The organism is Pantoea sp. AS142 (assembly GCF_037152305.1).
In the GTDB taxonomy this organism is placed as follows: Bacteria; Pseudomonadota; Gammaproteobacteria; order Enterobacterales; family Enterobacteriaceae; genus Pantoea.
On the sequence record NZ_JBBCMO010000004.1, the window covers coordinates 69,650 to 81,917 of the forward strand.

At 58.8% G+C, this 12,268-nt stretch carries 5 protein-coding genes; all 5 read right to left on the reverse strand.

The window, feature by feature from the left end; genetic code table 11:
- Window positions 1-3: 3 nt before the first annotated feature.
- The 5 genes from WFO64_RS09780 to WFO64_RS09800 all read right to left on the reverse strand — a co-directional run bounded on the left by WFO64_RS09780 (window position 4) and on the right by WFO64_RS09800 (window position 12,231).
- Window positions 4-3,105, reverse strand: coding sequence for an efflux RND transporter permease subunit (locus tag WFO64_RS09780; protein ID WP_337011173.1), 3,102 nt, complete (start codon window positions 3,103-3,105; stop codon window positions 4-6).
- A complete protein-coding gene (locus tag WFO64_RS09785; protein ID WP_337011174.1) occupies window positions 3,102-6,311 on the reverse strand; it encodes an efflux RND transporter permease subunit in 3,210 nt (1,069 codons plus the stop codon). The genes WFO64_RS09780 and WFO64_RS09785 overlap by 4 nt, the downstream gene beginning before the upstream one ends.
- Window positions 6,308-7,516, reverse strand: coding sequence for an efflux RND transporter periplasmic adaptor subunit (locus WFO64_RS09790; RefSeq protein WP_337011177.1), 1,209 nt, complete (start codon window positions 7,514-7,516; stop codon window positions 6,308-6,310). Before WFO64_RS09790 ends, WFO64_RS09785 begins: the two co-directional genes overlap by 4 nt.
- A gap of 423 nt (window positions 7,517-7,939) precedes the next feature.
- Window positions 7,940-9,679 (reverse strand): penicillin-binding transpeptidase domain-containing protein, encoded by a 1,740-nt coding sequence (locus WFO64_RS09795; RefSeq protein ID WP_337011179.1) that lies wholly within the window; start codon window positions 9,677-9,679, stop codon window positions 7,940-7,942.
- A gap of 278 nt (window positions 9,680-9,957) precedes the next feature.
- Window positions 9,958-12,231, reverse strand: a complete 2,274-nt coding sequence (locus WFO64_RS09800; RefSeq protein ID WP_337011181.1) for a molybdopterin-dependent oxidoreductase — start codon at window positions 12,229-12,231, stop codon at window positions 9,958-9,960.
- Window positions 12,232-12,268 lie beyond the last annotated feature (37 nt).

Genomic DNA, 12,268 nt, shown 5'->3' on the forward strand with positions numbered 1-12,268 from the left:
GAATCAGGATTCCGCATGGCGCAGACGACGCCATTGACGTTGAGTGGCACGGCCCAGACGATCGAGCCAAAGATAAACAACCGGCGTGGTAAACAGCGTCAGCAGCTGGCTGAGCGCCAGTCCGCCCGCAATAGCGATCCCGAGTGGGCTGCGCAGGTCGGCATCACCGCCGCTGCCCAGCGCCAGCGGCAACGCGCCGAAAAAAGCAGCCAGCGTGGTCATCATGATGGGCCGAAAGCGCATCAGGCACGCCTGGGTGATCGCCTGCTGCGGCGACATGCCCTGCTGCCGCTCTGCGTCGATGGCGAAATCGATCATCATGATGGCATTCTTTTTCACGATGCCGATCAGCAGGATGATACCAATCAGCGCGATCACCGTGAGTTGCGTGTTGGTCAGCAGCAGCAGTAACATCGCCCCTACTCCCGCCGACGGCAGGGTCGAGAGGATCGTCAACGGATGGATGTAGCTCTCATAGAGCACGCCTAGCACGATATAGACCGCTGCCAGCGCTGCCAGAATCAGCCACGGCATGGTCGCGGTAAGCTGTGAAAAAGCGGCAGCGGTGCCAGCAAAACCGGCATGAATGGTTGACGGCAGGCCCAGCTTCGCCATCGCCTGTTTGATCAGTAACTGCGCCTGTTCCAGCGAGACACCCTCATTGAGATTGAATGCTACCGTGCTGGTGGCGGACTGTGCCTGATGCGCCACCGACAGCGGCGCGTTGCCACCGCTGAAGCGGGTAAAGGCGGAAAGCGGCACACGGTCACCGCTGTCGTTAATCACGTAGAGCTGCTGCAGCGTCTCCGGATTGGCGGTGTCGCTATCCTGCAGTGACATCACCACGTGATACTGATTCAGGGTGTGATAGAGCGTGGCGATTTGCCGCTGGCTAAACGCATTGTTCAGCAGCGTATCCAGCATTTCAACGTCGACGCCAAGCCGCGTAGCGCGGTCACGGTCAATTGTCAGTTCCACCTCCTGACCGCCGGTCTGCGAGTCGGAGTCCACGCTGTTAAGCTGGGGGATCGCCGCCAGCGCCGCCTGCACTTTCGGCGTCCAGACTCGCAGCAGCTCAAGATCGTCCGCCTGCAGGCTGTACTGGTATGTCGCGTTAGCGCTGCGTCCGCCAATGTGCAGATCCTGCGCCGCCATCAGGAACATCTGCGCCCCGGCGATGTGACTGGTTTTACGCGTCAGCCGGTTTGCCACTTCGGTGGCGGTGGCATCGCGCTGGCTAAACTCCTTAAGCCGCACAAAGAAGTTGGCGCTGTTGCGGGAGCCAAACATCCCGCTGCCCATCGACGACATCACGCTCTCTACCGCCGGATCTTCCTGAATGATCTGCGTGAACATCAGCATTTTCGGCTTCATCGCCTGAAACGAAATGTTCTGATCTGCGCGCAGCGCGCCCATCAGCAGCCCGGTATCCTGATTGGGAAAAAAGCCCTTCTGCACCACGGTGAAGAGAAAAACATTCAGCAAAACGGTCAGCAACAGGCTGAGTAGTGTCAGTTTCTGGTGGCGCATCACCCACTCCAGCCCGCGCCCGTAAGCAGCCAGCAGGCGATTCAGCTGGTTTTCAATATACTGATAGAGCGGATGCGGCCGCTGGCTGACGGGCGGTTTCGGTTTCAGCAGGCGCGCGCAGAGCATCGGCGTGAGGCTCAGCGAGACAAACAGCGAGATCAGTAGCGACACGGTGAGCGTCACGGCGAATTCGCGGAACAGCCGCCCGACAATGCTGCCCATCAGCAGGATCGGGATGAACACGGCGATCAGTGACACGGTCATCGACAGCACGGTGAAGCTCACCTCCTGCGCCCCGCGCAGAGCCGCCCGCAGCGGGCTCAGCCCGCGCTCAATATGACGGGTGATGTTCTCCAGCACCACAATTGCATCATCCACCACGAAGCCAGTGGAGATAATCAGCGCCATCAGCGACAGGTTATCCAGACTGTAACCGAGCAGGTACATCACCGCACAGGTGCCGATTAGCGACACCGGCAAGGCCAGCGCCGGAATGATCACCGCCTGCAGATTGCGCAGGAAAATAAATACCACCGCAATCACCAGCAGCACCGCAATCAGCAGCGTCTCTTCGGTGTCATACAGCGAGGCACGCACGCCAGGCGAACGATCAACCACCACTTTCAGCTGGCTATCAGCAGGAAGACTTTTTTCCAGCAACGGCAACTGCGCTTTTATCGCGTCGATGGTTTCCAGCATGTTGGCACCCGCCTGACGTTTGATGCCGATCATGACCGCAGGCGTGGCATTAAGAAATCCCGCCTGATAGCGATCTTCTACCGAGTCATAGACCGTGGCGACGTCGCGCAGCCGCACCGCATTGCCCTGCTGATAAGTGACGATCAGATCGCGATAACTGGCGGCCTTCTCCAGTTGACCATTACTGTCCACCAGCCACGACTGGTCACTGCCCTGTAAGATCCCTTTGGGCAGATTGGTGGTGCTGTTGGCAACGGCGGCGCGTACCGTCTCCAGCGAGATGCCATAGTGGATCAGCTTCAGCGGTTGCAGATCAATCCGCACCGCCGGTAAGGCGCTGCCCATCAGCGACACTTCGCCCACGCCCTGCACCTGCCCCATCGCCTGTTCGATTTTGCTCTCCGCCAGATCGTAGAGCTCACCTGGCGTGCGGGTGGCAGAGGTCAGCGCCAGCATCACAATCGGCGCATCTGAAGGGTTGGCTTTGCGATAGGTCGGCAGCGACGCCATCGCGCTCGGCAGTAAGCTGCGCGCCGCGTTAATCGCCGCCTGCACGTCGCGCGCCGCGCCGTTGATATCGCGGTCCAGCTCAAACTGCAGGATGATGCTGCTGGAGCCCTGCGAACTGCTGGAGGTCATCTCGCTGATACCGGCAATCTGCCCCAGCGACCGTTCCAGTGGGGTGGCGACCGTCGCCGCCATCGTTTCCGGGCTGGCTCCGGCCAGGCTAGCGCTGACCATAATGGTCGGGAAATCGACCTGCGGCAGGGGTGCCACCGGCAACAGCCGGTAGCCCAGCGCGCCGAGCAGCAGGATTGCCAGCGTCAGCAACAGCGTCGCCACCGGACGAAAGATAAACAACCGGGTCAGATTCATTGTCCGCTCCGGGCCTGATGCTGGCGACGTTTCACCCAGGCATTGCCGCGCTGTGCCAGCGCATCAAACCAGAGGTAGATCACCGGCGTGGAGAAGAGCGTCAGCACCTGACTGACAATCAGCCCGCCGACAATCACCAACCCCAGCGGCTGTCGCAACTCTGCGCCCGAGCCGGAAGCCAGCATCAGCGGTAACGCACCGAGCAGTGCCGCCATCGTCGTCATCAGAATCGGCCGGAAACGCAGCAGGCAGGCCTGATGAATCGCGTCTCGCGCGCTGAGGTGCTGTTGCTGCTCCGCCTCCAGCGCGAAGTCGATCATCATAATGGCGTTCTTTTTCACGATGCCGATCAGCAGGATCACCCCAATCAGCGCAATCAGGCTGAATTCGGTGCCCGCCAGCAGCAGCGTCAGCAGCGCGCCCACCGCCGCGGAAGGCAGCGTAGAGAGAATAGTGACCGGATGAATAAAGCTTTCGTAAAGGATGCCGAGCACCACATACATGGTGATCAGCGCTGCCAGTATCAGCCACAGGGTATTGCCGGTGGCGCTCTGAAACGCCGAGGTTTCTCCCTGATAACGCAGGGTGGTACTCTCCGGCAGATGCAGTTGCTGCCGCACCTCCGCTATCGCCCGCTGTCCATCCTCCAGCGAATAGCCCGGATTAAGGTTGAAAGAGATCATTACCGCCGGGAACTGGTTCAGCCGCATGTGCATCAGCGAGCCGGTGCGCTGATGAATAGTGGCGATAGCAGTGAGTTTCACCATCCCGCTGCTGGTGGTGGTGGTGTCAGAGGATGAGGTGGATGCTGACGTTGATGAGGATGTGGAGGTTGATGAAGCCGTGCTGGTGGATGACGACGACGAACTGCTGCTGGAGGACGGCTGCAAATAAACCTCATCAAACGACGCCGGGCCCTGCTGATAGGCCGGTGCCACTTCCAGTACGACCCGATACTGATTCGATTGGGTAAAAATGGTCGACACCAGACGCTGACCAAAAGCGTTATAAAGTGCGGTATCCACGTCCGACGCGGTGATACCGAAGCGCGCTGCCTTGTCGCGATTCAGTTCAACGTAAGAGACACGCCCCTGATCCTGCAGATTACTCACCACACCATTAAACTCGGGCCGCTGCTGCAACGCCGCGACCAGTTTCGGTGAAGCGCTGACCAGATTTTCACTGTCAGCATCGTCGAGTGTGAACTGATACTGACTCGGCGACACCTGATCGTTGACGGTGAGATCCTGCGCCGGCTGGAGATAGAGCCGGATACCCGCCACGTCGGCCGTTGCCTGTTGCAATTGTTTAATCACCTCATCCGCCTTCACATCACGCGAGGCAAACGGCTTAAGGTTTATCTGCAACCGCCCGCTGTTGAGGCTGGTATTCGTGCCATCGATACCGATAGTCGATGACACGCTCTCCACCGCCGGGTTTTTCAGGATCAGCTTAGAGAGCGCCTGCTGCCGCGTTGCCATGGCCTTGAACGAGACATCCTGTGAAGCAACGGTAATGCCCTGAATCAGCCCGGTATCCTGGGTCGGGAAGAAACCTTTTGGCACCACCAGATAGAGCAGCGCCGTCAGGCCGAAGGTCGCCAGCGCCACCAGCAGCGTCAGCTTCTGATGGTTCAGCACCACGGTCAGCAGCCGATCATAGCCGCGTACCAGATTGTCAAACAGCTCGCCGCCCTTGCGGGCAAACACCGACTGCTGCTCTGGCGGAATGTGACGCAGCAGATAAGCGCACAGCATCGGCGTCAGGGTCAGTGACACTAACATTGATACCAGAATCGCCACCGCCAGGGTAATCGCGAACTCCCGGAAGAGTCGCCCGACCACATCGCCCATAAACAGCAGCGGGATCAGCACTGCAATCAGCGAAAAGGTCAGTGAGATAATGGTGAAACCAATCTGCTGTGAGCCTTTCAGCGCCGCCTCCATCGGTGACTCGCCCTGCTCCAGCCGTCGTGAAATGTTTTCCACCACCACGATGGCGTCATCAATCACAAAGCCGGTAGCGATAGTCAGCGCCATCAGCGACAGGTTGTTAAGGCTGAAACCGGCCAGATACATCACACCAAAGGTGCCGACCAGTGACAGCGGTACCGCCACGCTGGGAATCAGCGTTGCCGCGACATTGCGCAGGAACAGGAAGGTCACCATCACTACCAGCGCAATCGACAGCATCAGCTCAAACTGTACATCGTTGATCGAGGCGCGAATGGTCTGAGTACGATCGGAGAGAATCGTCATCTTCACGCCATCCGGCAGTGCCGCCTGCAGCGCAGGGAGTTGCGCCTTAATGTTGTCTACCACCTGGATCACGTTAGCCCCCGGCTGGCGCTGCACGCTGATCACAATCGCCGGCTGGTTATTGGCCCATGCCGACTGGAAGCTGTTTTCCGGACCCTGTTCGATATGAGCGATATCTTTCAGGCGCAGCGCAGCACCATTCTCATAGCTGAGGATCAGGTTGCCGTACTCTTCAGCAGTGCGCAGCTGGTCGTTGGCGTCAATGGTCACTGAATGATATTTACCGTCAAAGCCGCCTTTGGAGCCATTGACGTTGCTGTTGCCAATCAGCGTATTCACCGCCTCCAGCGTCAGATGATGCGCCGCCAGAGCCTGAGGATTCATCTGCACCCGGATTGCTGGCTGATGACCGCCCGCCAGTGTCACCATGCCGACACCCGAAATCTGCGACAGCTTCAGCGCCACCCGGGTATTCACCAGATCCTGCACCCCAGTCAGCGGCAGAGTGTCGGAACTGGCCGCCAGCGTCACCACCGCGCTGTCCGCCGGGTTGACCTTTTTATAGGTCGGCGGATTAGGCAGGTCGTCGGGCAGCAGGTTATTCGCCGCATTGATCGCCGCCTGCACCTCCTGCTCGGCGACATCCAGCGACAGATCGAGGCTAAACTTCAGAGTAATAATCGACGAGCCGCTGGCGCTGGTGGAGCTCATCTGGCTCAGCCCCGCCATCTGCCCTAACTGCCGCTCCAGCGGCGACGTGACTGACGACGCCATCACATCCGGACTGGCGCCGGGATAAAGCGTGGTGACCTGAATAGTCGGATAGTCGACCTGCGGCAGCGCCGAGGTCGACAGGAATTTATAAGCAAAGATGCCCGCGATCAGCACACCGACCATCAGCAGAATGGTGGCGACCGGACGCAGAATAAACAGGCGTGATGGATTCATTTCGACACAGCACCGGTAGCGGGCGTCTCATCCGCCAGCGACACTTTGCTGCCGCTGGTCAGACGATCGATCCCTTCGGTGACCAGTCGATCGCCCGGCGACACGCCGCTGAGGATCGCCTGCTGATCGTCACCGAAAGTGGGGCCGGTGGTGACGGCTTTGCGCGTGACGCTGTGGTCCTGATTGATCACGAACACAAAGCTGCCGTCGCTGCTCAACTGCAGCGCCTGCGCCGGGATCACCGTCGCGCCTTTCAGCACCTGGGTTTGCAGCCGCAGATTGACAAACTGGTTAGCAAACAGTGACTCATCCTGGTTGGCAAACACCGCTTTCAGCGCCACGGTGCCGGTGGCGGTGTCGATCTGGTTGCTGATGAACTTCACTTCGCCACTGCCGATCTGATGCTGGTTTTCCTGATCAAACAGCGTGGCGGGCAGGCTCTTCCCCTGATGCAGTACGCTGACCAGGGTCGGGATTTCGCTTTGTGGCACGCTGAAGGTCACGGCGGCGGGCTGCATCTGAGTAATAGTCACCAGACCGGTGCTGTCAGAGGTTTGTACCATGTTACCGGGATCGACCTGCCGCAGGCCGACGCGTCCACTGATCGGTGCCGTGATGCGGGCATATTCAATGCTCAGCTTCGCACTGGCGATCTGTGCCTGATCGGCGGCGACGGCACCGCGATACTGCCCGACGGTGGCAATCTGGCTGTCCAGATCCTGGCGCGCCAGCGCATCCTGCGCCGCCAGTTTGCGGTAGCGCGCCAGCGTCAGCTCGGCGCTTTTCAGCAGCGCCTGATTTTCGCTGAGTTCGCCCTGATACTGGTTCAGCGTCGCCTGATAGCTGCGCGGATCGATCTGCGCCAGCAACTGCCCGGCACTGACCTTCTGACCCTCGGTAAAGAAAACCTGTTCCAACTGGCCATCAACCCGGCTGGTCACCGTCACGCTGGCGTTGGGGATCACCGTGCCGAGCGCATTCAGCCATACCGGCACATCCGCCGTGCTGGCGACACCGCTGTGTACCAGCGTCGCCCCTCCACCCATCGAGCCAGGCGTACCGGGCTTGCCCGGCGGCATCCCCTCGCCCGGCCCGTGACCCGCCGACAGCAGACGCCAGATAATGCCAGCGATAATCGTGGCCACCAGTAACAGGAGCAGCCATTTAAGCCCAAAAGTACGCGCCGGGCGAGAAAGGTGAGTCATCGTCAAACTCTTCAGATAAGCAAAAAAAGAAATCCCGGAACGTGCGGAATGCGGCAGTGAAAACCCATTGCGGCGAGCAAAAAACCGCCAGGCTTCACGGCGGCCATTATCGGTGAAAGGCGGCACGCCTTTCTATTGGTAAACTGTCAGGATTTCGTTAAGAACAATGATGATTTAGCGACTGTTTTTACAGTGGGAATGCCAGGGTTAGCCAGGCAAAAGAACACCACGCATCTGCGTGGATTGGTGTAATAACAGGATTCTCACTGCCGAAGCGGTGTTGCTATCACACTTATTAATCCCTCTGGGGCAGCTATCCTCGCACTGATTGACCTCGCGAAAAAAGCGGGAAAACGCAACCAAATTATGGTAAGTGTAACGAGTTGTGAATCTCTTTCACACCTCGCTTACACTCTGATTTTTCTAGGATTTAACCGGAGGATTGGCCGGTGGTTTGGTATAGATGGCATCCGGCGCAATGTTCATGTGTTTCAGTACCGGCCCCATGATATTACCGAATACCGGTGCGGCAACCGAGCCACCAAAGTGATCGCCCGCCGTCGGATGGTTGATCATAACCACCAGTGCTACTTCAGGATGGCTGGCTGGAGCAAGACCAGCGGTATAGTTGACGTACCCGCCATCATATTTGCCGCTGGCGCCCATTTTTTCAGCCGTACCGGTTTTGGTCGCCAGACGGTAGCCCGGTACAGCTGCTTTCAGCCCGGTTCCGCCCGGCAGGACATCGCTCTCCAGCATATGCACCACTTCTTTCACCGTTTCCGGATTAGCCACCTGCCGTCCCATGACCGGTGGCGTGACGCGGGTGATCGACAGCGGACGGTAAATGCCATAAGAGCCGAGCGTGGCGTATTCGCGGGCAATCTGCAGTGGCGTCACTCGCAGGCCATAGCCAAAGGAGAAAGTGGCCCGCTCAATATCGGCCCAGCGGGTGCGGTGCAACGGAAAGTAACCGACGCTTTCGCCAGTCAGCCCTAATCCGGTCGGTTTGCCCAGGCCGAACGCATGATAAGTATTCACCAGCGCTTCGGCGGGCATCGCCAGTGCGAGGTGTGATACCCCGATGTCGCTCGATTTTTGCAAAATGCCGGTCATGGTCAGGCGCGGCCAGTGGCCGACGTCGCGGATCAGGTGGCCGTTAACGCTGTAAGGCGTGGTGTCGATCACCGAGTCCGGGCGCACCAGGTGGCGCTCCAGCGCTTCCATCACCACTAACGGCTTGACGGTTGATCCCGGTTCATAGCTGTCATTGATGGCAGAGTTACGCATCTGCGCCGGAGTGGCCCCTTCATAGTTGTTGGGGTTAAACGACGGATAGGAGGCCATTGCCAGAATCTCGCCGGTGTCGATCTTCACCAGCACGGCGGCACCCGAATCCGCCTTGTTAATCAGCACGCCATCACGCAGTTTGCTGTAGAGCGTGTACTGGTCATATTTGTCGATGCTGAGCTGCACCGTCGGCGGCTGCGTCGGCGGCTGGTAGTTGATCATCGCGATGATATTGCCCGCCGCATCCTGACGATAGACCTCTTTGCCCGGCTCGCCCTGCAACACTTTATCAAAGCCTTTTTCCAGTCCGTTCAGACCGACGTTATCCGCCCCCACGATGCCGATCAGCGGCGCAGAGGCTTCGCTCATCGGATAGAAACGGCTGTCGTCATAGACTTCGCTGATGCCTTTCAGCTTCAGCTCTTTAATGTCTTTGGCGATGCCCAGTTCGACTTTACGCCCCAGATAGAGGAAGCGACGTTTCGGGTTGGCGGTGATCTGTGCGGCCAGCTCTTCGGAACGGGTGTTAAGCGCCGCAGCAAGGTAGGTCCATTTAACACTGGTAAAATCCGGGTTGCTCTCCAGCACGCGCTGCGGATCGGCGATGACGTCGCGCGAAGGCACGCTAAGCGCCAGCGCTTCACCGTTACGATCCAGCAAGGTTCCGCGGCTGGTGGGCAGTGTCACCGTACGCAGCGATCGCTGATCTGCTTCATGCTCCAGCATCGGCTGATTCAGGAACTGCAGGTCCGCTACGCGCGCCAGCAACACCACCAGACAGGTCATGACACCCAGGCAGATCAGCCGAAAACGAAAAGGGTTAAACGGCGCTTTTATCTGGTCTTTTCCCAGTAGTTTTTTAATCCGGGGCATGGCATTCCGCTGCGCAAAATAAAGAGAAAGGGGTAAGTGCCAGCAGTTATAAAGAAAGCGCTGGCCGTATAACAGGAAAACTGTGTATCAGTTCGTTATCGGCAGCAAATTTTGGGCAAAAAAAACCTGCGCATCTGCGCAGGTTGGTGTAATCAAAAAAATTTATTGATGTTCACCCATCAATACCTCTGGGACCCTGACTGTAGCAAGGGGGATTGATCGGCTGCCATCACTCAAACGCAACAGTTACCGGCAAAATGTAACCAGCCATGAGATCCTTACGCTATTGTGCAATCCTGATGTTTTTTGATTTCCACCAGGCAACTCATGGCGTTTGGCCCCTGCGTCAGTGACGAGGTCCCGATGTCGAGCGTCAGCACGTTGGGGTTACCCGCGCGATCATGTGGCTGCCACACCCTGCCGAAGCCGGGATCAAACCAGGCGCCGGTGGCGATAATCACCACGCCCTGCGTCACGCCCTCCGTGATCCGCACGCCCGCCAGCATCACGCCGCGCGCGTTGCTTACCTCAATCTCGTCGCCCTCCACCAGCCCGCGCGCTGCCGCATCGTGCGAATGCATGTAAAGGGTTTCGTGTCCGGCAGTTTTATTGCCCTGCACCGTGTTGGTGGCATCCAGCTGGCTGTGTAAACGGTCGGACGGCTGAATCGAGATCATATGCAACGGATAATCGCGGCTGACCGACGAACCGAGCCACTCCTGCGGTTCACGCCATTCCGGATGGCCGGCGAAATCGTCCAGCTGGTAATCCGCAATGGTCTGACTGAAGAGCTCTATTTTGCCGCTGGCGGTGTTGATTGGATTCGCCTGTGGATCGGCACGGAAATCATCCATAAACTGATAGGGCTTGCCACCTTCGGGGATTTCTACAAAACCGCGCTGCCAGAACGCCTCAAATTCAGGGAAGTCGATGCCTTTGCGCTGGTGTGCGGTCGCGCACTGCTGATAGAGGTGCGCAATCCACTGCATCTCGTTGCGCCCTTCGGTGAAGGTATCACGGTAGCCCAGGCGCTCTGCGAGATCGGCAAAGATATCAAAGTCATTGCGCGCCTGATGCTGCGGTTTAATCGCCTGATGCATCGCCAGCACAAAGCGATCACGTGAGGAGCCGCCGATGTCATTGCGCTCCAGCGTGGTGGTGGCGGGCAGCACAATGTCCGCCATCTGCGCGGCGGGCGTCCAGACGATATCCTGCACCACGACCGTATCGGGGCGTTGCCAGCCCTCCACCAGCCGGTTCAGCTGCTGGTGATGGTGAAAAGGATTGCCGCCCGCCCAGTGCACCATATGAATGTCGGGATAGTGCAGAGTTTCGCCCTGGAAGCGGTAAGGCTGGCCGGGATTGAGCAGCATATCGCTGATTCGCGCCACCGGAATCGACAGCCCGGCAGGATTGGGGCCGGTGCTCATCATCGGGGCTGGTCCCTCCTGGCGTGGGTTGCCGACGCTGTTCATCGAACCGTGACCAAAGGAGAAGCCCGCGCCAGGCAGGCCAGGCTGACCGAGCATCGACGACAGCGCAATCATCATCCAGTAAGGCTGTTCACCGCGATGGGCGCGCTGAACGGAATAGGAACAGGTGATAAAACTGCGCTTACCGGTAAGTTGCTGCGCCAGCTGCACAATGCGATCGGCCGGGATACCGGTAATGCGACTGGCCCAGCCGGCCGTTTTCGCCACGCCGTCCGTCTCGCCCAGCAGATAGGCGCGCAGCTGCGGCCAGCCGGTGCAATGGCTGGCGAGAAACGCTTCGTCAACCGCGCCACGCTGGGTAATCTCATGACCCAGCGCCAGCATCAGCGCCACATCGGTATTAGGGCGTATTGGGATCCACTCGGCGTTAACAAATTCCGGACAGTCATCGCGCATCGGGCTGATGTTGATCACCGGCGTACCTTTTGCCGCCAGCTGCATTAACGCCGGTTTCAGGCTGTGCTGCCCTGCACCACCCGAGGCGACCTGGGCGTTTTTCAGCGCCAGACCACCAAAGGCGACAAAAATTTCTGCATGATCCACCACCTGCGGCCATTCGGTAACGCGCCCGGTCAGCGGCATATAGGTGCCAATCACATAGGGCAGGAAGAACTGCGCAGCGCCCCAGCTGTAGTTACCCTGTTGATCAACGCCGCCGCCGCCCTGAAAGTAGAAGCGACGAACCAGCGTGCGGGCATGATTGACGCGACCGGCCGATGACCAGCCGTAAGAGCCGTTGAAAATGCCCGACGCACCATAGCGCTCGCGAATGCGGCGATTCTCCTCCGCGATCAGATCCAGCGCGGTTTCCCAGTCGACTTCAACAAAATCTTCCCGGCCACGCAGCGTACGGTCGCTCTTCTCGCGTGACTTCAGCCACGAGCGCCGCACCATTGGCTGGCGAATGCGTTTATCGGAATAGACCAGTTCGGGAATGGTGTGGATCATCGGCGACGGATCGGCATCGGCGAAGAAAGGTTCGCAGCCAATCAGGCGATCGTTTTCAGTGACGGCGGTAAAGGCGCCCCAGTGCGCCAGATGTGGCACTTTGGTTTTCATCGTTGTTTTTCACGGTAGCCTGATGGGAGATTGAGCA

Excerpts from the sequence above, each read along its gene's own strand:
- WFO64_RS09780 (WP_337011173.1), bottom strand. The coding sequence starts at position 3,105 with ATGAATCTGACCCGGTTGTTTATCTTTCGTCCGGTGGCGACGCTGTTG.
- WFO64_RS09785 (WP_337011174.1), bottom strand. The coding sequence starts at position 6,311 with ATGAATCCATCACGCCTGTTTATTCTGCGTCCGGTCGCCACCATTCTG.
- WFO64_RS09790 (WP_337011177.1), bottom strand. The coding sequence starts at position 7,516 with ATGACTCACCTTTCTCGCCCGGCGCGTACTTTTGGGCTTAAATGGCTG.
- WFO64_RS09795 (WP_337011179.1), bottom strand. The coding sequence starts at position 9,679 with ATGCCCCGGATTAAAAAACTACTGGGAAAAGACCAGATAAAAGCGCCG.
- WFO64_RS09800 (WP_337011181.1), bottom strand. The coding sequence starts at position 12,231 with ATGAAAACCAAAGTGCCACATCTGGCGCACTGGGGCGCCTTTACCGCC.